Annotated in this window: 23 protein-coding genes; 16 read left to right on the top strand and 7 right to left on the bottom strand. The window is 46.5% G+C overall.

Features of this window, described 5'->3' with window-relative positions:
* Window positions 1-160: 160 nt before the first annotated feature.
* A complete protein-coding gene (locus Q1A23_RS07355; RefSeq protein WP_299821569.1) occupies window positions 161-394 on the top strand; it encodes a hypothetical protein in 234 nt (77 codons plus the stop codon).
* 73 nt (window positions 395-467) lie between these two features.
* On the opposite strand, the gene Q1A23_RS07350 is transcribed toward Q1A23_RS07355, so the two are convergent.
* A complete protein-coding gene (locus Q1A23_RS07350) occupies window positions 468-926 on the bottom strand; it encodes a DUF4199 domain-containing protein (RefSeq protein ID WP_299821568.1) in 459 nt (152 codons plus the stop codon).
* Between the two features lie 35 nt (window positions 927-961).
* On the bottom strand, window positions 962-1,432 hold the full coding sequence (locus Q1A23_RS07345; protein WP_299821566.1) for a DUF4199 domain-containing protein: 471 nt from the start codon (window positions 1,430-1,432) through the stop codon (window positions 962-964).
* Window positions 1,433-1,780: 348 nt separating this feature from the next.
* Between Q1A23_RS07345 and Q1A23_RS07340 the strand changes: the two genes are divergently transcribed.
* Together Q1A23_RS07340 and Q1A23_RS07335 are read left to right on the top strand one after the other, a co-directional pair.
* Window positions 1,781-3,406, top strand: a complete 1,626-nt coding sequence (locus tag Q1A23_RS07340; RefSeq protein WP_299821564.1) for an ATP-binding cassette domain-containing protein — start codon at window positions 1,781-1,783, stop codon at window positions 3,404-3,406.
* A 27-nt stretch (window positions 3,407-3,433) separates the two neighbouring features.
* Window positions 3,434-4,138: a hypothetical protein gene (locus tag Q1A23_RS07335; RefSeq protein ID WP_299821561.1), complete on the top strand. Its 705-nt coding sequence runs from the start codon at window positions 3,434-3,436 to the stop codon at window positions 4,136-4,138.
* A gap of 90 nt (window positions 4,139-4,228) precedes the next feature.
* Here the strand turns inward: Q1A23_RS07335 and Q1A23_RS07330 are convergent, their stop codons facing one another.
* Both Q1A23_RS07330 and Q1A23_RS07325 read right to left on the bottom strand, forming a co-directional pair.
* The gene (locus Q1A23_RS07330) at window positions 4,229-4,378 is read right to left on the bottom strand and encodes a lmo0937 family membrane protein (protein WP_187065451.1); all 150 of its coding nucleotides are present in this window, start codon (window positions 4,376-4,378) and stop codon (window positions 4,229-4,231) included.
* Between the two features lie 71 nt (window positions 4,379-4,449).
* Entirely contained in the window at window positions 4,450-4,602 is a 153-nt protein-coding gene (locus Q1A23_RS07325) for a lmo0937 family membrane protein (RefSeq protein ID WP_299821556.1), read from the bottom strand.
* A gap of 437 nt (window positions 4,603-5,039) precedes the next feature.
* On the opposite strand from Q1A23_RS07325, the gene Q1A23_RS07320 reads away from it, so the two are divergent.
* Window positions 5,040-5,930, top strand: coding sequence for a 3-hydroxybutyryl-CoA dehydrogenase (locus tag Q1A23_RS07320; protein ID WP_299821554.1), 891 nt, complete (start codon window positions 5,040-5,042; stop codon window positions 5,928-5,930).
* Between the two features lie 193 nt (window positions 5,931-6,123).
* Here the strand turns inward: Q1A23_RS07320 and Q1A23_RS07315 are convergent, their stop codons facing one another.
* Window positions 6,124-6,936 carry a 2,3,4,5-tetrahydropyridine-2,6-dicarboxylate N-succinyltransferase gene (locus tag Q1A23_RS07315; RefSeq protein WP_299821552.1) on the bottom strand — a complete coding sequence of 271 codons (813 nt, stop codon included), beginning with the start codon at window positions 6,934-6,936 and terminating at the stop codon, window positions 6,124-6,126.
* A 50-nt stretch (window positions 6,937-6,986) separates the two neighbouring features.
* Here Q1A23_RS07315 and Q1A23_RS07310 point away from each other — a divergent pair, with 50 nt between their 5' ends.
* The 12 genes from Q1A23_RS07310 to cphA all read left to right on the top strand — a co-directional run bounded on the left by Q1A23_RS07310 (window position 6,987) and on the right by cphA (window position 23,087).
* Window positions 6,987-8,132, top strand: a complete 1,146-nt coding sequence (locus tag Q1A23_RS07310) for a glycosyltransferase (protein WP_299821550.1) — start codon at window positions 6,987-6,989, stop codon at window positions 8,130-8,132.
* 63 nt (window positions 8,133-8,195) lie between these two features.
* On the top strand, window positions 8,196-9,194 hold the full coding sequence (locus Q1A23_RS07305; RefSeq protein WP_299821548.1) for a beta-ketoacyl-ACP synthase III: 999 nt from the start codon (window positions 8,196-8,198) through the stop codon (window positions 9,192-9,194).
* A gap of 160 nt (window positions 9,195-9,354) precedes the next feature.
* Complete coding sequence (locus Q1A23_RS07300; protein ID WP_299821546.1) at window positions 9,355-10,011, top strand: metal-dependent transcriptional regulator; 657 nt, start codon at window positions 9,355-9,357, stop codon at window positions 10,009-10,011.
* A gap of 17 nt (window positions 10,012-10,028) precedes the next feature.
* Complete coding sequence (locus tag Q1A23_RS07295; RefSeq protein WP_299821544.1) at window positions 10,029-10,964, top strand: zinc ABC transporter substrate-binding protein; 936 nt, start codon at window positions 10,029-10,031, stop codon at window positions 10,962-10,964.
* A gap of 3 nt (window positions 10,965-10,967) precedes the next feature.
* On the top strand, window positions 10,968-11,759 hold the full coding sequence (locus Q1A23_RS07290) for a metal ABC transporter ATP-binding protein (RefSeq protein ID WP_299821542.1): 792 nt from the start codon (window positions 10,968-10,970) through the stop codon (window positions 11,757-11,759).
* Between the two features lie 74 nt (window positions 11,760-11,833).
* The gene (locus Q1A23_RS07285; RefSeq protein WP_299821540.1) at window positions 11,834-13,138 is read left to right on the top strand and encodes an iron chelate uptake ABC transporter family permease subunit; all 1,305 of its coding nucleotides are present in this window, start codon (window positions 11,834-11,836) and stop codon (window positions 13,136-13,138) included.
* 76 nt (window positions 13,139-13,214) lie between these two features.
* Entirely contained in the window at window positions 13,215-14,093 is an 879-nt protein-coding gene (locus tag Q1A23_RS07280; RefSeq protein WP_299821538.1) for a metal ABC transporter permease, read from the top strand.
* Between the two features lie 90 nt (window positions 14,094-14,183).
* A complete protein-coding gene (locus tag Q1A23_RS07275; protein WP_299821536.1) occupies window positions 14,184-14,768 on the top strand; it encodes a thioredoxin fold domain-containing protein in 585 nt (194 codons plus the stop codon).
* 165 nt (window positions 14,769-14,933) lie between these two features.
* Window positions 14,934-16,313 (top strand): tRNA uridine-5-carboxymethylaminomethyl(34) synthesis GTPase MnmE, encoded by a 1,380-nt coding sequence (gene mnmE, locus Q1A23_RS07270; RefSeq protein WP_299821534.1) that lies wholly within the window; start codon window positions 14,934-14,936, stop codon window positions 16,311-16,313.
* 318 nt (window positions 16,314-16,631) lie between these two features.
* Window positions 16,632-17,783, top strand: a complete 1,152-nt coding sequence (locus Q1A23_RS07265) for a serine hydrolase domain-containing protein (protein WP_299821532.1) — start codon at window positions 16,632-16,634, stop codon at window positions 17,781-17,783.
* 311 nt (window positions 17,784-18,094) lie between these two features.
* Window positions 18,095-20,119, top strand: coding sequence for a tetratricopeptide repeat-containing sensor histidine kinase (locus tag Q1A23_RS07260; protein WP_299821530.1), 2,025 nt, complete (start codon window positions 18,095-18,097; stop codon window positions 20,117-20,119).
* 337 nt (window positions 20,120-20,456) lie between these two features.
* Complete coding sequence (gene cphA, locus Q1A23_RS07255) at window positions 20,457-23,087, top strand: cyanophycin synthetase (RefSeq protein WP_299821528.1); 2,631 nt, start codon at window positions 20,457-20,459, stop codon at window positions 23,085-23,087.
* A 60-nt stretch (window positions 23,088-23,147) separates the two neighbouring features.
* Here the strand turns inward: cphA and Q1A23_RS07250 are convergent, their stop codons facing one another.
* Window positions 23,148-24,074, bottom strand: a complete 927-nt coding sequence (locus Q1A23_RS07250; protein WP_299821526.1) for a hypothetical protein — start codon at window positions 24,072-24,074, stop codon at window positions 23,148-23,150.
* A 128-nt stretch (window positions 24,075-24,202) separates the two neighbouring features.
* Window positions 24,203-24,385, bottom strand: a complete 183-nt coding sequence (locus tag Q1A23_RS07245) for a hypothetical protein (RefSeq protein WP_299821512.1) — start codon at window positions 24,383-24,385, stop codon at window positions 24,203-24,205.

Raw genomic sequence — 24,385 nt, 5'->3', positions numbered from 1 at the left:
GCATTATATTTAACATACACAAGAAAGTATTTCATTCGCTAATTATATGTAACCATACGGGGGGGGACTGGTATAAAACAACAAGCAGCAATAAATAGTATTTTTAAAGTATCACCGCAAAACATCGACAGCTGTTACAGTTTTGCTTAACCAAAGCCTCATGAGAACTACGTACTATAATCCAAGTAAACTTGAAGTAGATTTTGCTAAAGCATTTAAGGATCTGACGCCGCAACTGGAAAAAAGACTTGATGAAGGCGAGCATGTAGTCAGTATAAAATCAATACACGATGCCGATAACCCCATGGTTATCTATAAATTAAAAGATAAAGAAGGCGACCTGCACGAAGTGGTTGTACAGATCATACAGCGCCCGGACCAAATTGTGGACTAGAAACAAAAGGGATAAAAGGGAGAGGCCCCTGCAGCTATACTGCAGGGGCCTCTCCCTTTTGTAAAGTATAAACTCAGGGGCTATTAGGTACTTTGTTGTTCTTCTGCTTAAAATACTGCATGGCTATAAAAGCAATCATTACGCCCGAAATAACACCCTCTAGCATCAAAACCGAGAATACCACAATGCCTGGGGTAGTCTGCACACGTTCTCCGAAATAGCGGTCAGCGGACAGTACTTCTACCAGGGATTCGCCTCCCACTTTGATGTATACAAGCATAAGAGCCGCAAAAAGTGTAGTGGCCACCACAGCTGTAAGGGCACCAACAGCAAAGCCGCTAAAGTAGCCAATGTCGCCGTGCACCTTGATTTTGTAAGCTCTTATAGCCATTGTTACTCCTACAGCCATAATTACACCGTTCAAAAACCGAAGTTCTAAGATGTGGGTGAGGCCAAACAGGAGCATCAGTAGAAAATACCCGATAAGGCCTGCGGCTGTCAGTAAGCCATACTTTAGGCCTAATTTTTCCATAGTGTCTGGTTAGTCTGTTATTATATACGCTAAGGTTAGATCTGGTTTGGCAGCGTATGGTCGCGGCGCTTAAACCATTGCATGGCTATGAAAGCGATAAAAAAGCCAGGCCATGTACCATAAATTATAGTCAGGGCAAACAATGCGAGTAATGAAAGCCCTTCCGGGAATAAAGCACTTGCCTGCAGGTTTTGCAGGTAACTCGAATCAATCAGGCTGATGTAGATAACCAGGCCTATCGCCAGTATCAAAGAGGAAACCAACCCGGTAACAACCCCTATCCCCAGGCCGCTGAAATAATTCATGGTATCGCCGTTGGCACGCTTATAGCTTGATATTGCCTTCACAATGCCGATAATCAGGAAAACGGAACTGAGGAAGGAAAGCTCAATGATGTCGTGAAGGCCAAAAATGCCCATTAGAATGAAATAGACGATGTGCGCAATGCCTACTATAACTCCATATTTTATCGCAATGTTCAGGTAGCTCGCGTTTCCAGATGCCATACTATTTTTAGTTTGATAAATCCTTAATAAAAATCCTTAAATTGAACAGATTGGCCATATTTTTGGTTAAGAAAACAGCTAAATAGCTTTAACTGCGTCGCTAACCGGTCTGGCTGCTGTATATTATTAAAACTATATACTAGAGAAAGGCAAGCGGTGTTGTACTTTGAAGTATAATTTTTTAGCACACGGCCCGGAAGCAGTTGATTTAAAAAGGATTAGAGTTCATGTTTCTGTTGCTATAATTTAAGTTGTTTCGCATAGATTACATCAATCCCAATTTTTTATTTCGTACTTTTGCGGCCATTATCAGTTTAAACCGCATACTTATCCCATACATAGCAAAATATGATTAGTACCAACAATGTAAGCTTGTCTTACGGCAAACGCACATTATTTGAAGATGTTACCATTAAGTTTGTTCCCGGCAACTGCTACGGCCTGATAGGTGCTAACGGTGCCGGCAAATCGACGTTCCTGAAAATATTATCCGGCGAGATAGAGCCGAACACAGGCTCTGTGGAGATACCAGCCAATGCACGTTTGGCTATTTTAAAGCAGAACCACTTTGAGTATGATGAGTTTCCGGCGTTGCAAACGGTAATTATGGGCCACAAGCGCCTGTGGGACATTATGCAGGAAAAAGATGCTATCTATGCAAAAGCTGATTTTACGGATGCTGATGGCGTACGTGCCGCTGAGCTGGAAGGCGAATTTGCCGACTTGCAAGGATGGGACGCAGAGTATGAAGCTGCTGAACTTTTAAGCGGTTTAGGTATTTCTGAAAGCCTGCACTACTCGCTGATGAAAGATCTAAGCGGTAGCGAAAAAGTACGTGTTCTATTAGCACAGGCACTTTTCGGTAATCCAGATATCCTGTTACTCGATGAGCCTACCAACCACCTGGATGCAGAGTCAATCATGTGGCTGGAGAACTTCCTCGATAACTTTACCAATACCGTAATTGTGATCTCACACGACCGCCACTTCCTGGATGCCGTGTGTACGCACGTGGCCGATATCGACTTCGGTAAAATTAAAATGTTTGCAGGTAACTATGGCTTCTGGTACCAATCAAGCCAGCTGGCATTAAAACAGCGTGCCGATGCAAACAAGAAAACAGAAGACAAGCGTAAAGAACTGGAAGAATTTATCCGTCGTTTCAGCGCCAATGCCTCTAAATCTAAGCAGGCTACCTCGCGTGCCAAGTTACTCGAAAAACTTACTGTGGAGGATATCCAACCTTCGTCGCGTAAGTACCCTTACATCGCCTTTAAGCCAGAGCGCGAAGCAGGAAACCAGATCCTGAACGTTGAGAACCTTAGCAAATCCATAGATGGCCAGCCAATCTTTACCGACATCAGCTTTATGGTGGATAAAGGCGATAAGATAGCCGTAATCGGCCGTAACGACATTGCTGCATCTACTTTCTTTAAGATCCTGTTTGGCGAGGAGAAAGCTGATACCGGCGACTTTAAGTGGGGCACTACCATTACGTCTTCGTTCTTCCCGAAAGATAACCAGGAGTTTTTTGAAACGGACCTGAACCTGGTAGATTGGTTGCGCCAGTACTCTGTAGAGAAAGACGAAAGCTTTATCCGTGGTTTCCTGGGCCGTATGTTATTCTCAGGCGAAGAGTCGCTTAAGAAAGCAAACGTACTGTCGGGTGGTGAGAAAGTGCGTTGCATGTTCTCGCGCATGATGCTACAGGCAGGTAATGTGCTTGTTTTTGATGAGCCTACCAACCACTTGGACCTGGAGTCAATCACAGCCCTGAACAACTCGCTTCAGGATTTTGACGGCACCATTCTGTTCTCTTCCCATGACTTACAGTTTGTAGATACCATTGCCAATCGTATCATTGAGCTTACACCGGGCGGTATCATCGACAAGCGCATGACGTACGAAGAATACCTGTCTGATGAAACGATAAAGGAAACACGTAAAAAGATGTATGCCACAGCTATGGTTTAACCCAGGCTTATAGCTTATACTTTAAAGATGAACCCATATATCAAAGCAGCAGGTTTGTTGTTTTTATTGCTTGTGCTGTTTACCAGCCTTCCTGCCTTTGCACAGGTACCTGATACGGTGTACCGCAAACCTGAGCTGCCAACCGGCCCTCCTGCCCCTGTGCAGGAGACGAAGCCAAGGCCGCAGCAGCGGGTGCAGGATAAACCTGTAGTAGCACAGCCACAGCAGGAAAGCGCAAACCAACAACCTGAACCCAAAGAAGAACTGGCCTTAGCTGACAGGCTATACTTTGGAGGCAGTTTTGGATTGCAGTTTGGTACTTACACCAATATTTCGCTGCTGCCTGTGCTGGGCTATAAGGTTACAGATAAGTTTAGCGTAGGTCCGGGGTTCGTGTATCACTTTATAAGATCCGGCGGACAGTCGTTTCAGAACTTCGGAGGAAAGGTGTTTGCACAGCACGAGGTACTTGGGGGCGTTATAAACAGCGGCGCCATACTTGTGCATGCAGAATATGAGGGCCTGAGCTACGAGAACTACTGGAGGACACCAAATGGCACGTATGAATTAACGCGGCGTACCATTTACACCCCACTAGCAGGTGTAGGCTACCGCCAGAGTGCAGGCCGGGCCTCTTTCGACATGCTCCTGCTCTACAACTTCAACGAAGTAGATTCGCCATACTCCAACCCCGTTATTAGGGCAGGCTTCAATATCCCGTTCCGGAAGTAAAACAATAGAGCACAAACAAAAAAGGCTGCCAGTTTACCTGGCAGCCTTTTTTGTTTGTGCTCTATTAATAGAATAGGCTAATTGTAAAATTTAGCCCCGTATAAGTCGTAACAGTACTACAATGATAGCGATCACAAGTAAAATGTGAATCAAGCCGCCTACTGCATCAGGGAATCCTAAGAATCCGATCAGCCAGAAGATTACAAGTACTACAGCTATTATATACAATAAATTTCCCATAGTTTTATTTGTTTAGTGAGTTCTTTTAATAATTATTGATTACTATTTCTAACGATTTTTTGCAGAACAGGTTAAGTTCCGCGAATTAATCTTAGTAGCACGGCAATTACTGCCAATACTAACAGTACGTGAATGATACCTCCTACTGCGTCCGGGAATCCCAGGAAGCCGACCAACCAGAAGATGACCAGCACTACAGCAATTATATACAGTAAATTTCCCATAGTTTGTTTGTCTTATTGTTTATGAACAAATGCGCTTTTGTTTCACCACATACTCTTCTAGTACATCGAATGTTACAAAATATAGCATTTGTATTTTTCTGTTTCTCCCTTTTACGGGCACATGTATAAAAGGATTAAAATAAAGGCATGTTTTTATTTTAAATACAGGACATGTTTATAAGCAGCATTTTCTTATCAGGAACTTAAATACAAGTCAAACAGCTATAAAACAAACTATTACACTCTCATCTCCCTCCTCCTCATTTCACCGACACATCCTGTCCTTTGTCCTGTCAATTCAGATCGCATACGGCCTCCAGACTCAAAATAGTGCAACACAAAAATTGAAGTCTTCCAATACAGAAAACTAAATAAGGTAGCTTACGCTTATTTATAGTAATTTTGTATATATAAACACAACAAGAAATAACCCATATATGAAAAAAATAGCCGTTATAGGTTCTGGCACCATGGGAAATGGCATTGCACATGTTTTTGCCCAAAATGGTTTTCATGTTTCGCTTGTAGATATTTCTGAGAACGCCTTACAGAAAGCGTTAGGCACCATCTCTAAAAACCTTGACCGCATTGTGGCGAAAGGCAATTTAACAGAAGAGCAAAAAGAGCATACGCTTAAAAATATCACCACCTATACAAGCATGCAGGAAGGCGTAAAAGAAGCTGACCTGGTGGTAGAGGCCGCTACAGAAAACGTAGACCTGAAACTTAAGATCTTCCGTGACCTGAATAGCTTTACCAAGCCGGAAGCCATACTTGCTTCTAACACATCCTCTATCTCTATAACTAAGATTGCATCCGTTACAGACCGCCCGGATAAAGTGATTGGGATGCACTTTATGAACCCGGTGCCTGTAATGAAGTTGGTTGAGATTATCCGTGGTTACTCTACTTCTGATGCGGTAACAAGGGAGATAATGGATATTTCGCTGCAGCTAGGCAAAGTACCTACCGAGTGTAACGACTACCCAGGCTTTGTGGCAAACCGTATCCTGATGCCGATGATTAACGAAGCCATTTACAGCCTTTACGAAGGGGTGGCTGGTGTTGAGGAAATTGATACGATTATGAAACTAGGTATGGCGCACCCAATGGGCCCGCTGCAATTAGCCGACTTTATTGGCCTGGACGTGTGCCTTTCTATACTTAACGTACTGCACGACGGCTTTGGCAATCCAAAGTATGCCCCATGCCCGTTATTGGTAAACATGGTACAGGCTGGCCACAAAGGCATTAAAACCGGCCAGGGCTTCTATTCTTGGACGCATGGCACCAAAGAACTTATTGTAGCCGATAGGTTTAAGAAATAAGCTTGCTGCTATTAACTGGTACATAAGCTAAAAGCAAAAGCCCTGGCATTAAATGCCAGGGCTTTTGCTTTTAGAAAGGTTAACCATGAATGCATATTCCTAGCAGCTTTTAAATAAAGAGCCTCTCCCAAAATGGCAGAGGCTCCTGAAGTATAAATTTAAAAGTTTTGCCTGGAGTAAAGCTAAGCTGAAATTAAACAGCTACAGCGTTATCGCGAAGTGCGTCGTTCAGGGATGTCTTCAGATCGGTGCTTTCTTTACGCTGCCCAATAATTAAGGCGCAAGGCACCTGGAAGTCGCCTGCAGGGAAGCGCTTTGTATAAGAACCCGGAATAACAACTGAGCGAGGCGGTACATAGCCATTGTAGATTTTCTGCTCGCTGCCTGTTACGTCTATTATTTTAGAGCTCCCTGTAATGGTTACACCTGCACCAATAACAGCCTCTTTACCTATACGGCAACCTTCCACCAATATGCTTCTGGACCCGATAAAGGCGCCATCTTCGATAATAACAGGAGCGGCCTGCACAGGCTCCAGCACGCCGCCAAGACCAACGCCACCACTTAAGTGCACGTTTTTACCAACCTGTGCGCAACTGCCTACTGTTGCCCAGGTATCTACCATCGTACCCGAATCAACGTAAGCGCCGATGTTAACATAAGAAGGCATCATGATAACGCCTTTTGCCAGGTAAGCACCATAGCGCGCCACAGCATGAGGCACTACGCGTACACCCAGTTGCTCGTAATTACGCTTCAGCGCTATCTTATCATGAAACTCAAACGGCCCTACCTCAATAGTCTTCATCGACTGGATTGGAAAGTACATCAGCACCGCTTTTTTAACCCACTCATTCACCTGCCAATCGTCGCCATTGGGTTCGGCTACGCGCAGCGTTCCTTTGTCAAGTTCCTCTATTACAGCGCGGATAGCCTCTACAGTATTGCTTTCCTGCAAAAGTTCGCGGTTATCCCAGGCCAGTTCTATTATTTCTCTTAGCGCCATGTCTAATCTAGTTAAGTAAGAATAATGCGCAAAAGTATTAAATTTAGACGATGTCTGAAAAGAGAATTGTAATTGCCTCGCTTTTGAAACCGGTGAACGACACCCGCATGTACGAAAAACTGGGGCTGTCGCTGAGCCATGTAACCGGTACAGAAGTGCACATTTGCGGCTACGCTGCACCGGTACCCGATTCAGCTCCTGCCAATATCTTTTTCCACCCCTTATTCAATTTTAAGCGCCTGAGCTTAGGCAGAGTTGCTGCTCAGCTTAAATTCTTCCGCTTACTTGTATCACTAAAACCACAAGTAGTTATAGCATGTACGCACGAGCTGCTGCTGGCAAGTAACCTGTACTGCCGCAAGTATAAAGCAAAACTGGTGTATGATGTGCAAGAAAACTATACTTTAAACCTGCGCAAGCAGCACAACTACAACGGCGCCTTAAAAAGATTGCTCTCTTTTGGGGTAGGCAGCATCGAAAAAGCTGTAGCCCCTGCTGTGTCGCATTTTATACTTGCTGAACGAAGCTATGCCCAAGAGTTACCATTTCTGCAGCATCGCTATACCATACTCGAAAACAAGTATAAAAAGCATGTGGGCTACCAAACGCCTGCAACACCTGTAAACCTAAAAGACCAACCGCTACGCCTCCTGTATTCTGGTACCATTGCAGCGGAATACGGCATATTTGATGCGATAGAACTGGCTGATAAATTTTATACTTTAAAACCAGATACAACCTTAACCATAATAGGCTATTGCGCCAACAAGGATACCTGGCAGAAAGTGCAGCAGCAAACTGCCGGCAAAAAGTACATTACAGTTACAGGTGGCGAAAAACTAGTGCCGCACGCCCGGATTATAGAAGAAATGGCCAGGTGCAACGTGGGCCTGCTCCCTTACCAACCGAACGAAAGCACTTTTCGGTGCATGCCAACCAAACTATACGAATACATGGCCCATGCGCTACCGCTGCTCATTACGTACAACCCCATCTGGCAGGATGTAGTACAACAGCATCAGTCGGGTATTTCAGTAGATTTTAGTAATATACATGCCCCTGCACTCTTGCAGCAATTACAGCAAAGCAGCTTTTATACTTTGGGTATACCACAAACCATTTTTTGGGAACAGGAAGAATCCGTTTTACAAAGCATCGTAAAAAAGGCGCTAGAGCTAAACCACCCTGCAAAATAATTTTTTAGACGAATCTAAACTCAATAGAAATCAGTATATTTGTAATATTAAAAACAAACTAATATGCGTAACTCAAAAATATCCGGCGTTGGCCATTACGTTCCTGAGCGTATCGTATCAAACAAAGACCTTGAAAAACTGATGGACACCTCAGATGAGTGGATCCGTGAGCGAACAGGGATTGTAGAGCGCCGTTACTTTCAGGAAGGAGTAGACACCACCGCCAACATGGCTGCACAAGCCTCTCAGAAAGCCCTTAAAATGGCTGGTTTGGAGGCTACAGATCTGGACATGATCGTGTTTGCCACCCTTAGCCCTGACTATGTTTTCCCTGGTTCGGGTGTGCTGTTGCAGCGCGAACTGGGCATAAAAGAGATTCCTGCCTTAGATGTGCGCAACCAATGCTCTGGCTTTATTTATGCACTTTCGGTAGCAGACCAATTCATCAAAACCGGCATGTATAACAATGTGCTGGTAGTTGGTTCCGAGATTCACTCAAGTGGTTTGGATTTCACGACCCGTGGCCGCGGTGTGTCCGTTATTTTCGGAGACGGTGCCGGTGCCGTGGTGCTAACACCATCCGAGAACAACGAACAAGGCATCTTATCAACGCACTTGCACGCTGATGGCGAATTTGCTGAAGAGCTGGCCGTATTGGACCCAGGCAGTAACAAAAAGGACCGCCTGACGCACGAAATGCTTGATAGCGGCTCTATTTACCCGCACATGAATGGCAACATGGTGTTTAAGCATGCTGTCACCCGTTTCCCGGAGGTAATTATGGAGGCATTGCAGAAAAACGGTTACAAGCCGGAGGATATCGATATGCTGATCCCGCACCAGGCTAACCTGCGCATTACCTCTTATATCCAGCAGAAAATGGGCTTGCCTTCTGAAAAAGTGATGAGCAACATACACAAGTATGGCAACACAACAGCTGCCTCAGTTCCTATCGCTTTAAGCGAGGCCCTGGAAGAAGGCCGTATCAAAGAAGGCGATCTTGTTTGCCTTGCTGCGTTTGGTAGTGGCTTTACCTGGGCCTCTGCACTTATCCGCTGGTAGTATAATTTTGAATGAGTGATTGGGCGAATGCATGATGTACAAGAGCCAACTGCATTACAAAGCGTCTGACACCTGTATGGCGTGTAGTGCAATGAATTGGTAAAGCACAGTACTCCCCCATTCGCTCAATCACTCATCCACTCATTCAAAATTCAAAAAAGTGCACAGTTACACAGAAGAGAATTACATAAAGGCTATTTACAAGCTTTCGGAGAATGGTTCGCAAGAGGTTAATACCAACGCCATAGCGGAGGCATTGGATACCAAAGCGGCTTCGGTTACAGACATGCTACGCAAGCTAAGCAGCAAAAGCATCGTGAATTATGTAAAATACCGTGGTGTAACTTTAACAGGAGAAGGAGAGCGCATTGCGCTGCAGATTATTCGCAAGCACAGGTTGTGGGAAGTGTTTCTGGTTGAGAAACTTAAATTTAACTGGGACGAAGTGCATGAGGTAGCTGAAGAACTTGAGCACATCTCCTCTACCCTGCTTACCAAACGTTTAGATGAGTTTTTGGGCCACCCGCAGTTTGACCCGCATGGCGACCCGATTCCCTCTGAAACCGGTGAGATGAAAGAAAAAAAGCAGCGCTTATTAGCTGAGATGGAAGTAAACGAGGCTGGCTTAGTAGTTGGTGTGAACGATTCGCAGCCCCTGTTCCTGCAGTACCTCGATAAAATGGGCATCTCCCTTGGCTCCCGCATCAGGATACTTGACAAAATACCTTACGACAGTTCATTAGAGATCATACTAGAAGAAAGCAAGGAAATGCTAATCTCTTCTGAAGTATCCAGGAACATCTTTTTGTCTGCTTAAACAAGCTTGACTATACTATGAAAATAACCCGACTTATACTTTCTTTCTGCCTTACGCTCCTGCTCTTTGCCTCAGCCTGCACGCAAACTGAGACCAAAGGTGCCATGGAAGCAGGCAAGCGCATGAAAGTAGTAACCACCACCAGCATATTAAAAGATGCGGTGCAAAACATACTAGGAGACGCAGCAGATGTGGAGGCCGTAATGGGCAGCGGCGTAGACCCGCACCTGTACAAGGCCACCCAAGGCGATCTCCAGAAATTAACACAGGCTGACGTGATCGTTTACAACGGTCTGCACTTGGAAGGAAAAATGGGTGAAGTACTGGAGAAGCTAAGCCGCCAGAAAACGGTGATTGCAGGTGCCGAAAGTATACCAGAGGCTAAACTAAAACGCTCACCGCAATTCCAGGACAGCCACGACCCGCACGTTTGGTTTGATGTGATGCTTTGGAAAGAAGTAGTGCAACACCTTAGCCAGGAACTCGAGAAAAAAGACCCTGCGAACGCAGCAGCATACCAAAAAAATACAGCAGCCTATTTAAAGCAACTAGATGCGCTGCACCAATGGGTTACTTCCGAAATTGCATCTATACCGGACACACAGCGCACCCTTATCACCGCCCATGATGCCTTTGGGTATTTCGGGGATGCCTACAACATACAAGTGCGTGGCCTGCAAGGTATATCCACGGTGTCAGAGTTTGGCCTACAGGATGTATCCTCGCTTGTAACTATGATAGCTGAAAACAAGATAAAGGCCGTTTTCGTGGAATCATCTGTGTCGCCGAAGGCAATAGAGGCTGTAGTGATTGGCAGCGAGCAAAAAGGCCATAAAGTTACCATTGGCGGCACCCTGTACTCCGATGCACTAGGCGAGGCAGGCACACCAGAAGGAACCTATATCGGCATGGTACGCCACAACGTGAACACCATTGTATCTTCATTAAAGTAACGCATGATACTGCAGGCAGAGAATCCTATTGTAGAAGTACATGACCTTACGGTTAGCTACGACCGCAAGCCAGTCTTGTGGGGAGTGGACCTTACTTTACCGGCAGGTGCACTTGTTGGTGTTATCGGGCCAAACGGTGCAGGTAAATCCACGTTGGTAAAGGCCATGATGGACTTACTACCTTCGGGAAGCGGCTATGTGCGCTTGTTTGATAAATCGATAAATGAAGTACGCAAACGCATCAGCTATGTGCCACAGCGCGAATCTGTAGACTGGGATTTTCCGGCTTCGGTTTTTGATGTGGTATTGATGGGGCGTTATGGCAAAATGGGACTATTTAACAGGCCACGCAAAGCCGATAAAGATGCCGCCATGGAAGCCCTGGAAAAAGTAGGCATGCAATCGTATGCGGACCGGCAGATATCGCAGCTCTCCGGAGGGCAGCAGCAGCGCGTTTTCCTGGCCCGGGCACTTGCCCAAAATGCCGATTTATACTTTATGGATGAGCCCTTCGCCGGTGTAGACATTGCAACTGAAACAGCGATCATCGAACTGCTGCGCACCATGCGTGACCAGGGTAAGACTGTTATCGTGGTACATCACGACCTGCAGTCAGCTGCCGATTACTTTGATTGGGTGGTGCTGCTGAACATGCGCCTTGTTGCCTCCGGCCCTACCGAAAAAGTACTGACGCAGCAACTACTCGAGCAGACTTACGGCGGTAAGCTAACGGTATTAAGCAAAGTGGGCGAACTTTTGCGCAAGCAGGAGTTTCCGTCCAGAGAGAAAAGGTAAAACTTAAACCAGCAGCAGAGGCGCTACAAGTATAAAAAGGCAGCTTAAAGCGATTAAACAAGTATAAACCACCCATGAAAGAATTTTTAGAGTTCTTCTCTTTTGCCGATGCCAACGTTCGATTTGTGACGCTGGGCTCGGTACTACTGGCGGGCAGTTCTGCGGTGGTGGGTTGTTTTACGCTGCTGCGTAAAAGAGCGCTGGTAGGCGATGCTGTAGCACACGCTGTTTTGCCTGGTGTTTGCCTTGCGTTTATACTTTCGGGCACTAAAAATCCTCTGATTCTTTTAATTGGGGCTTTTATAACTGGTTGGCTTTCGCTTATACTCATAGACTTCATTACCTCACGGTCCCGCATCAAAGAAGACACGGCCATTGGCCTGGTACTGTCGGTTTTTTTTGGCATCGGCATACTGCTGCTCACTTCTATTCAGCACTCAGGCAATGCGGCACAAAGCGGCCTCGACAAATTCCTGTTTGGTAAAGCAGCCTCGCTTGTGGGCGAAGACCTCATCGTGTTTAGTTTTGTGGCTATACTCCTGTTGGCAACCACGATTGTATTTTATAAAGAGCTAAAGCTGCTTTGCTTCGACGAAACCTATGCTAAAACGATTGGCTACCCTGTAAGAGGCCTGGAGTTACTGCTTACAACACTTACGGTGCTTGCAGTTGTAGTAGGCATACAGGCTGTAGGTGTTGTACTGATGGCGGCCATGCTGATTACACCCGCAGCCGCCGCACGCTTCTGGACGGACAAGTTAGGAGTAATGTTGGTATTCGCAGCCATCATTGGCGCATTCTCCGGACTTGCAGGGGCCTTTGTTTCTTACACAGCACCGGCCATGCCTACTGGCCCCTGGATTGTATTGATTGTATCGATGATAGCCATACTTTCATTTGCCTTTGCGCCCAATAAAGGCTGGGTTGCACGCATCATCAGGCGCCGCAGAAATAAGAAACTTATACTTGAAGAGAACCTGCTGAAACTGCTCTACCAGCTTGGCGAAAGTAAGCAGGATTATACTACCAACAGGCCCTTGCAAGAACTACTGGCCAAAAGAGCGTTCCCGGCGAAGGAAGCGAAAAAAGGCTTGGCCAGACTAAGCGCGCAAGGATACCTGGAAAAAAAGAAATCAGGTTGGGAATTAACCACGCAGGGCATTAAGCGGGGAAGGCGAGTTGTCAGGCTGCACCGGCTTTGGGAGTTATACCTTACACAGTACCTGCAACTGGCATCAGACCACGTGCACGAAGACGCTGAAACCATCGAGCATATCATTACACCGGAACTGGAGCAGCGCCTGCTGGAGGAACTTAACTACCCGCAACTGGACCCTCACAGCACGCACATTCCCGGCGTTACCAAGCTAATAAACTAGAAGGCTAAGCTTTTAAAAAGAGTCAAATAAATTTACACGTGAATCGCAATCAGCAACAAAGAACCAGCATAACATTATGAACGCATTCTGGATTATACTTACCGGATCGCTTGTAGCCACCTGCTGCAGTTTGCTGGGTTGCTACCTGATTTTAAGAAGAATGGCAATGGTGGGAGACGCTATATCCCATGCCGTACTTCCGGGTATAGTCATTGCCTTTCTGCTTACCGGCTCCCGCGATTCTGTGCCGATGCTTATCGGCGCCGGGCTTTTAGGTGTGCTGACAACATTCCTGATAGAGTTTTTCCACCGCTATGCCCGTGTGCAATCCGATGCTGCGATTGGTGTTACGTTTACCTGGCTTTTTGCCATCGGTATTATACTTATCTCTGTTTTTGCCGGGCAAGTAGACCTGGACCAGGACTGCGTGTTGTACGGAGAAATAGCCTATGTCCCCCTGGACCTTTGGATAACAGAAAGCGGCCTTAGCCTGGGCCCGCGTACCGTCTGGACGATCGGTGCTGTTACCATTCTGATCATACTTTTTATCGTGGTGGGTTATAAAGAGCTTTTCCTGACGGCTTTCGACCCTGGCTACGCAGCGGCCATCGGCGTATCTACAACCCTGTGGTATTACCTGCTCATGACGGCTGTATCGCTCACGACAGTAGCTTCCTTCGAGTCGGTGGGTGCTATACTTGTAGTAGCTTTACTGGTGGCTCCTCCTGCCACGGCCTATTTGCTGACTGATAAATTTAAGACGATGCTGGTACTGTCGGTGCTGTTGGGCATTGTGGCCTCTTTTGCGGGTTACTACCTGGCTGTCTGGCTTGATGGCTCTATTGCAGGTGCCATAGCCACTATAACCGGAATCGAGTTTATGCTGGCCTTTTTGTTTTCACCATCTAAGGGTATACTTATCCGCAAAAAACTACTGCACCCGGTGCAACACTAAGTATAAAAGAACCTATGCACACCCTGTATTGTTAAAGACATTGTTGCCAGTAAGGTATAACCTACGGCAGCTTACTTCAATCTTAAACAGATGCTAAAAAGAACACTACTACCGGCGCTAATTGCCACAGCCCTGCTTACTTCCTGCCAGAAAAACATGCCCCCTGTTGCCTCTGCTGATGCCCCGACAGCAGGCGCTACAACAGATAAAGCGCAAGCTCCTGCAAAAGCTGAGAAGATAAAGTGGCTCACGATAGAACAGGCTGCTGCCCGCATAAAAGAAGAACCGCGCAAAGTAGTGATTGATGTGTATACCGACTGGTGTGGCTGGTGTAAAAAAATGGACAAAAGCACTTTTACAGATCCGGAAGTGGCAGCCCTGATCAACAAGCATTATTATGCGGTAAAGCTAGATGCAGAGGGTCAGGAACCGATTACGCTTAATGGCCATACATATACTTTTAAACCGGAATACAGGTCTCATGAACTGGCCGTTGCCTTGCTCAACGGGCAAATGAGTTACCCTACCACGGTGTACCTCGACGAAAAGTTTAACATGCTGGCCCCGGTGCCTGGCTACCTGGATGCTAAAAATTTCTCGAAAATACTGCGCTACTTCGGGGAGGACCATCACAAGCAGATGGACTTTAAAGCCTACGACAAACAATCTAAATAAGTAGTACCTGCACAAGCCATACTACAGCAACAGCTTGCGTGGTAAAAAGTATGGGTAATTTGTACGGCAAAGAAAAGAACTGATCTCCATCCCTGTCCCCTGTTCCGTCATACCCTGATTCTGAAGATAAATCCGTAAATTTGCAGCAGCATTAAGCGTAATCCTTTGATCAACCAACTGCACAACACCGATACCATTGTAGCCGTAGCCACCGCCCCTGGCGTAGGCGCTATAGCTGTTATCAGGCTTTCAGGGCCTGATGCCATTAGCATTACCAATACTGTATTTAAAGGCAAAGACCTTCTAAAACAGGCCAGCCATACTATTCATTTCGGCACCATACGCGACGAGGGAAAGGTTCTGGATGAAGTATTGGTGTCTTTGTTTGTCGGCCCTCACTCTTATACTAAAGAGAACGTGGTGGAGATATCCTGCCACGGTTCCGACTTTATTGTGCAGCAAATTGTAAAGCTTTTACTAAAGCATGGTGCCCGACTGGCCAATGCCGGCGAATTCACGAAACGCGCTTTCCTGAACGGGCAATTTGACCTTGCACAGGCCGAAGCAGTAGCAGATTTGATTTCCTCAGACTCTGCCCTGTCGCATGAGGTGGCCATGAAGCAAATGCGCGGCGGATTTTCTCAGGAGATAAAAAGGCTGCGTGCCGAGCTGGTGCATTTTGCCTCGATGATTGAACTGGAGCTTGACTTTGGAGAAGAAGACGTTGAGTTTGCTGACCGGGAACAACTGCGTACACTTATACTTAACATCCAGCGTATCATCCGGGAACTACTAAAGTCCTTTGAACTTGGAAATGTTATCAAGAATGGTGTGCCAACTGTAATTGTGGGTAAGCCCAACGCCGGAAAATCAACACTGCTAAACAAGCTGTTGAACGAGGAAAAAGCCATTGTGTCGGATGTACCGGGCACCACCCGCGACTTTATAGAAGATGAGCTTAACATTGACGGCATCACTTTCCGTTTTATTGATACAGCAGGCCTCAGAGAAACTACTGATAAAGTTGAAGCCATTGGCGTAGAGCGCACCATGCAGAAGCTAGGGCAATCATCGCTGATCATATACTTGTTTGATGTTACTGAACTGACACCGGATGATGTACAGGCCGAACTGGAAAAGCTAAACCCGAAGAAGCTCCCGCTTGTGGCTGTCGCAAACAAAATAGACCAGGCCTCTCCTGCCATTCTTGCAGCATTCGAAAGTATAAATAACCTGGTGCAGATCTCAGCAGCCGAAGGTGCCAACCTGGAAAACCTGAAACAGGCACTTGTCGATAAAGTAAACCTGGGCAAGCTGAATACCCAGACTCAAACTATTGTAACCAACCTGCGCCACGTAGACAGTTTAAATAAAACGTACGCTGCCCTCGATGATGTACTTAACGGCCTTGCTTTAGGTATGAGTGGAGACCTTGTTGCCGCTGATATCAGAAGAGCCTTGTACAGCTTAGGAGAAATCACAGGCGAGATTACAACGGATGACTTGCTGGATAATATTTTTACCAAGTTCTGCATCGGAAAGTAACCCCCGTTTCGACAGTAGCTTTGCAACCTTATACTTTTTACTAAATAAAATGCCCACGCTCAACTCATACTACTTTCAGTAGAGGCGTTACTGGTTCATGACCTTAAGTAGCAGCAGGCGATGATAAGGCAGACGACTCATAAAATGTTTTGATGCGTTTTATACTTGGTACATTTAGAAGAAAAGCGAAAATTATACAGGTGGTTTTTTAAAATCCTGAAGGCGCAACCTTATATTTAGGATTCAATTATAGGTTGGTTAGCGGGTATGGTATTGATAACATTTAAATCACGTTTGCTTGGTTGTGTAACAACAGTTATGCTGTTTTTAACTTTTGTTGCTTGCCAGGACACAAGTCGTGAGGAAAAACAAAAGCAAGAGGACACAGTAGCAAATCAGCTTGAGAGCAGACAGCAGGTGCAAGTGCCGGCTTCTTTCACTCCTGCCTATATCCATCAGCTAAACATAAAACTTGATTCTGTTTTCAGTTACCTGCACAAAAAGAAGGGTTTTAACGGAGCGGTGCTGGTGACCAAGTATGATCAGGTAATTTACAAAGGGGCATTTGGCTATGCCGATTTTCAGCGCAAAGACACCTTGCGTACGCATACCGCATTTCAGTTGGCTTCTGTATCAAAGCAGTTTACGGCGATGGCCATCATGCTGCTTAAAGAGCAAGGAAAACTAACCTACGAGGATAGTGTGCAGCAGCATCTTCCCCAGTTTCCATACAGGGGCATTACTATCCGGCAGTTGCTTACCCACCGCTCCGGTTTGCCAAACTATACTTACTTTAGCGACAAGCTCTGGTCCGACCGCAACAAAGCTATCACCAACGATGATGTTCTTCACCTGATGGAGGCACATCAGCCGCAGGTATATTACCAACCGGGCACACGCTTCGACTACAGCAACACCGGCTACTTTTTACTAGCCTCCATCGTTGAGAAAGTTGCTGGCATGCCTTTTTCCACTTACTTAGAGCAGCATGTGTTCTCTCCGCTACACATGAACCATACCTTTACCTACAATCAGAGTATAGCTGAAAAAGCGCCAAATGTAGCGACTGGGCATACCGGAGGCAGACGTAAAAGATCACCGGACTACCTGGATACGGTGCTTGGCGATAAAGGAATCTACTCTACCGTTGAGGATTTATATAAATGGGACCAAGCGCTTTATACAAATAAGTTGGTAAAGCAAGAGACGTTGAGAGAGGCCTTTACCGGCTCGCGCCTTGAACGAAAAAAAGAAGAGGACTACGGTTTTGGGTGGCGCATACGCCCCTTGGACAACGGTGATACTGTTGTATACCATGGCGGCTTATGGCATGGCTATGCCACGTATCTGCAACGAAACCCAAAAGACCACAGCGCCCTTATAGTGTTAAGCAATGTCCCAAACGGCAGCTTCAGGCATTTAAAGGAAGTACAGCAGGTTTTATACCCCGATAAAAATAAGGCTGAATAAACAGGCAAGCATACGCCTGATGCCTTAGGTATAAGCTGTTGAACCTTGCGCAAAATATAGTGTAGTTGCTGTATATACTTCCCCTCGGAGAAGCTTTACCCTTCAACTAAACTGCTAACACTTAATTATACCATTTTATACTTCTCCTCCCTTCCTGGCATCCGGATTACTGCTATGTACTACATCTAAATACCTGTTCACCAGTTTGCAGAGACAAAATGAATGTTATTACATGCAATTTTGTCTGCTGTAAAAGAAACTCCCGAAACAGGTTTGCCAGATAATAGCCTACCGGTGAAAGATACCCAGCTATGCGTTTAATTTTAGCCTTTTTCCTTGTTGTTGGAGCTAGCTTTGTGCAGGCTCATCCGACAAACACAGATAGTCTACTTCACAGGTTAAAAGCATCAGCTAACGACACGGTGGCAGTCGGAATGCATGCACAATTAGCAGCGGCATTTTACTACACAGATGTTAAGCGGGGCACACAACATGCAACCGCTGCCCTGGATTTGGCCAAAAAGTTAAATTACAAAGCAGGCAGCGCAAAGGCTTTCCTCCTGCTCTCTCATGGCAACTTAATTTTAGGGGAGTATGACAGGGGTATAAGCCGTACCTACAGCGCCCTTAAACTTGGCGAGCAGCTAAACGACACCACCATCTTGTTTAGTGCCCATAACAGATTGGGCATTATGTACGCAAAATTGAATAACACCGCTAAAGCCAAGCACCATTACATGATAGCCATGGAATTGGCCATCAAAACCGGAAATAAGCACGGGCTAGGAAAAGTATACAACAACATTGGCAACTTATATGAGGCTAACGGCGACTTTACCGAGGCTTTAAAGCTCTTTAAGAAAGCAGCGGCCCTCCAGGAGTCGTTAGGGGAACTGCAGAGCCAGGCTATCAGCCTCCATAACATCGGCAATATTTACCTACAGCTCCCGGATCCTAACGAAGGTTTACCCTACCTGCACCAATCTATTGAAATTAACAAGGCCATCGGAAACAAGATGCTGCCCTCAACCTCCTTGGGCAGTATCGGAAGAATAATGATGGCAGCCGGAGACACAGCAGCGGCACTTAACTATGGCAAAGAAAGTTACCAGACCTCACTTATAACCGGATCAAGCAAGACAATTTCTGCAGCGGCCAAACTGCTGCAGGAAATATATGCTGCAGTTGGGGACTACAAACAGGCTTACCGCTACCTGGTTATTTTAGCTGAGCACGAAGCAGCGCTAGACCTGGAGAGCCAACAAAAGAGCGCCGCCGACATAACCGCTAAATACGAAGCTGAGGCCAGGGAGCTAGCCATGCAGCAGCTCACGGCTGATAGTGAAAAGCAGGCCATTTTAATTGAGTACCAACGGGACACGCTCCTTTTAAGCAGCCTGATCATCTTGTTGCTCATCGTTTCTTTTGTAATGCTATACCTTGCCAAAAAGCGACTGGGCGCGGCTCATAGTAAACTATCCGAAACGAATGCACAGATACAGCAGCAGCACTTTAAAATCCTCAGTCAAAAAGATGAGATAGCTGTGCAGGCACAGCGCTTAAAGGAGCAAAACGATGTACTGGAAGAGCATAGCGCGTTCAAAAACAAAATATTCTCCATGATATCGCATGATCTTCGGGCTCCGTTCAATTCTTTAAAGGGTATTTTGCGCCTGATGAGCAACCCCCATTTAACAGAAAGCGACTACAAGCACATGTTTGCCTTGTTAGAAAAAGATATGGGTACGGCCAGCAACATGTTGCACAACCTGCTCGTGTGGGCTAAATCACAGTTAGAAACAGCCACACTATCGCTGGAAGACTTAGATTTAAATACCTTTACAGACACGGTAATCCTTGAAACGCAAGGCCAGGCAAATGAAAAAGGAATTCTGATTTACAACGAAGTACCACATGGCTTTACCGGCCGGGCAGATAAAGAGCGCCTGGGATTTGTTATACGGAACATACTTTCCAATGCTATCAAGTTCTCAGCTCCGGGTAGCGAAGTGCATGTGCGGGCCAGAAACCAGGGTAATAATGTGCTCCTCACCATCCAGGACCAGGGCAAGGGTATATCCCGGGATCATCTACAGAAACTCTTTAAGCACAACCGCTTTACAACCCTGGGAACCCACAAAGAAAGAGGAACCGGTTTAGGCCTGGTCTTCAGCAAAGAGCTTTTAGAAAGTATGAACGGAAGTATAACTGTGGAGAGCCAGGAGCAGGTGGGAAGCGTATTCAGCATCATACTTCCCAAGGAAGAGATAAAGGCTTACCCTGCTACCTCAGAAAACCAGGCAGCACCGGCACTAGCCACTCATGGGGCCTTCTAAAACCTGCCATAGCAGTATTCTTGTGCTGCCCCTGCTGCCTACAGGTATGGATCTTTGTTGCAGCTAGTTTGCAGCTTCTTCTATGGCAGTAGCTAGCGAAATACTATGCTTCGCTTGTCCTGGATGGATGCTGTGCGCTTAACTAGTTCCCTAAGTATAATTACCTACTACTCAACGTCAAAACAGATACTTACACTTATTTTATGGCGCTTCCGCTCATTTTGCATTTCGAGCCGCTGTCGTTGTAGCCCGCCTTACGTATAGGTAGATAATAAGCAGCATCTTCCTCCTGTATGCTTTTATATAGTGCCGGTAAAGCCTGTATCCACCTATATCTATGAAAATCCTTAAACTTAAGATAATGCGCGGGCCTAGTTACTGGTCTATTAAGCACCCAAAGGTTATTATGCTCAAGCTAGACCTCGAGGACCAGCAGCATATACAAACAAATGAGGTGCCGCAACTGGCACAAAAGCTTCAGAAGCTTCTTCCCGGTTTGTACAAACACCGCTCATCAGAGGGTACAGAAGGCGGCTTTATCAGGTTGGTAAACGAGGGCACCACCTTAAGCAAAGTGGTGCAGCACATAGCCCTGGAGCTGCAAACAATGGCAGGCATGGACAGCGGCTATGGCAGGCGCTACGCCTCCAGCCAGCCTGGTATAGACTTTGTTGTGTTTTCGTACCAGGAAGAACGTGCCGGAGAGTATGCCGCAGAAGCGGCCGTGCGCATAACAGAGGCCCTGGTGCGTAACGAAAAAGTAAGCGTGATACAGGATGTGGCCAAACTGCACCAGATACGGGAAGACGAATATTTCGGGCCAAGTACAGAAGCCATTATCCGTGAAGCCGTAAACCGTAACATCCCCTACATACAAAACGAGCAAAGCGGTCTGATACACCTGGGCTACGGCGTTTACCAGAAACACATACAAGCCGCCATGTGCAGCAACACCTCCTGCTTTGCCGTAGAAAACGCAGGCGATAAAAATAAAACCAAACTTATACTTCAGGAGGCGGGCATACCCGTGCCACAAGGCAAAATAGTGTATACCACGCGAGGGCTGGAACAGGCAATAGATGAACTGGGCTACCCTGTGGTTACCAAGCCACTGTACGGCAACCAGGGCAAAGGAGCAAGTATAAATCTGCCTACCTGGAAAGATGCACACAAAGGCTTTACCGAAGCACAGCATTTTTCTGAGGCGGTGATGGTAGAGCAGTACATAGAAGGTTTCGACTACAGGCTCCTGGTTATCAACGGTAAGTTTATTGCTGCTGCCCGGCGGACCCCGGCGATGGTTACAGGAGATGGCGTCTCTTCTATCAGGCAACTTGTAAACAAGGTAAACAAAGACCCCAGGCGCGGCATAGGTCACGAAAAAGCCCTTACACATATCAAAATAGATAAACTGAGCCGCCGCATTTTACGGGAGAAAGGCCTTACCCTGAATTCTGTGCTGCCGGCAGGCGAAGTTTTATACTTAAAAAGTACCGCCAACTTAAGTACCGGCGGCACCGCAACCGATGTAACCGATATAGTGCACCCGTATAATGTGCTGATGGCAGAGCGTATAGCCGGTATTATCGGGCTGGATATTTGCGGCGTAGACGTGATGACCTCTGATATTGCGATTCCGCTGCCTGAAACGCGTGGTGCCGTGATAGAGGTAAATGCCGCTCCTGGTCTCCGGATGCACATCTCCCCTACCGACGGCCTGCCCCGCAATGTGGCTGAGCCCATTATAAACATGCTGTTCCCGCATGGCTCCCCGTCGCGCATACCTATTGTGGCTATAACCGGAACTAACGGAAAAACCACCACCACGCGCCTTACAGCCCACATGCTTAATTTTAAAGGGTATAAAGTAGGCTATACCACCACCGACGGCATCTACATACAAGGCTATAAAATAATTAAAGGCGACACCACCGGCTCTTACAGCAGCGAGTTTGTGCTAAAAGACCCGACTGTAAACTATGCGGTGCTGGAGTGTGCCCGGGGCGGTATGCTACGCTCCGGCCTTGCCTTCACCCAATGCGACATCGGGGTTGTGATGAACGTTTCGGAAGACCACCTGGGCCTGGGCGACATAAACTCTGTAGAGGACATGGCTAAAGTGAAGGCTGTTATCCCAAAAACCGTTTGCCAGAACGGCTATGCTGTTTTAAACGCGGATGATGATCTGGTGTATGGCATGGCCGTTGGCTTACGCTGCAAAATTGCCTATTTCAGTTTAGATGAGCACAACCCGCGCATCATGGAGCACATTTCCAAAGGCGGATTGGCTGCTGTGCTGGAAGACGGTTTCATCTCCATCTTTAAGAACACGTACAAAATCAGGGTAGACCGCGTGGCAGACATACCGCTTACTTTTGGAGGCAAAGCCCGGTTTAACATTTACAATGTGCTGGCCGCCACCTTGGCTGGGTATATATCGCACATGGAGATAAACGAGATAAAAACCGCTTTGCGCACTTTCATACCTTCCCCGGAAACTACACCAGGCCGAATGAACTTGTTTAAGCTACCCAATGCTGAGGTATTGATAGATTACGCACACAACATTGCCAGCATGCAAGCTATAAGCGAGTTTATAAACAATACGGATGCAACCCGCAAAATAGGCATTATTGCAGGTATAGGCGACCGTCGCGACGAAGACATGAAAGAAGTTGGCAGGCTGGCAGCACAGGTGTTCGATGAAATCATCATCAGGCAGGACAAGGACTTGCGTGGCCGTGACGGTAAAGAAATAAACAACCTGCTTAAGGAGGGCATCTTTAGTGTAAAGCCAGAGTTGGAGCCACTGGAGATAAAGCAGGAATCGCGCGCCCTGGCCCATGCCCTGGAGTATGCACCGGAGGGTTCCTTTATCGCACTCTTCGCCGAAGACATACCTGAAGCTGTAAAACTGGTTGAGAATTTCAGGCTGATACAACACCGCAAAAGCACATCAGATCACTAAACTTAAAGTATAAGTATAAGCTAAACTTGTGGGGCTGCTTAGTTTAACTGCTTTTACAGTTTAAATGCTTTTCCGGTGCGTTTTAACCGGGAAGAGGCGGTAGTCCTGCAAGTTCAGCACATAGGCGCATCCGTTCCAGGACAACACCGGAGCATAGGCTGCCGGATTTCTGTTCTTGATTCCGGGTAAAGCAAGTAAGGTGTTGCCCATGTACGAAAGCGAACCTGCATCCAGTTTTAACTTGGCGGCTACATGCGCTATAAAGCTTGTTTTTTCTGATTCTGGGGATGTATACCCGATCTCGGCGGACATGGTGCCTGCGCTGCCCAGCTCTTTAGTATAGTAGATTTTGGAGTATGTATCGATGGCAATCACAGGCACACTTAAAGCTGGTATCTTGGTATCAAGGGTTTCAACAATAACCTGTGGCCCCTGCCCTGCAACACGGCGCATCATTTCAGAAACCTTTTGTGCTGTGTTTATACCTTTCAGCGTTTCCGTCTCTATTTTACGCAGTACCTCCTCCACCTTTTCCTCGAAGGGGCGCTGGCTGGTTTGGTGCACATAAGGCCTGTTGGGCTGCTGCGATTTGGCCTTAGGCAGAGGCGCTGACGCTGCTGCATGTGGCCTTACCGGCGATGTAACGGCTATAGGGCCAACGTGCCGCTGGTATACTTCCATTATCACCGAGAAGGCATTTATAAAATGATCTGTATGCTGTATATGGAACAGCTCCAACTCGTGCACCCTTTTTTTAGCTAGCAGGTAGTTGTGTATCTTTTTCGTTTTCTCGAGAATGGTCTTTATTTTTTCGGCATGGGCGGTAGCTTTATACTTTAAGTATAATTCCTGCAGCGTTTTAAGCCTTTTATTTGACGCTCTTACAAAGGGCGCATCCTTTATATCTACCGCCGTAGGTATACCCACCACCGTTCTGTTACCTGCAGGCCTGCCAAATCCGAAAAGGGTGCGAAAAAAGTTGATCATTAAACGACTGTTTGATGCTGCTGATAATTTGCCTTAACTGGTGGCCGGCCCTTCAGCCGGTAATTTACCCTTTCCAGTATCTACCTAAATTTATACTTGTTGAGCCTTGAAAAAGGAGCCTGCACGCCTCACGAGGATTTTGAGAGTATGCGCTTAAGGTGCTGTGTTTCGATGGCTACCTCGGTTTTCTCGGCTTGCTTAAGCTCTTCAAAAAAACTGTCGAGTTTCTGTATGTAGAGGTCCAGCAATTCATCCTGCTCCTGCGTGAGTATATTGGCCGGGGTAGCGTTTGTATTCTTTTCTTCTGCCAT

This window comes from uncultured Pontibacter sp. (assembly GCF_947492645.1).
In the GTDB taxonomy this organism is placed as follows: domain Bacteria; phylum Bacteroidota; class Bacteroidia; order Cytophagales; family Hymenobacteraceae; genus Pontibacter.
This window is presented reverse-complemented; position numbering and strand designations above follow the sequence as displayed.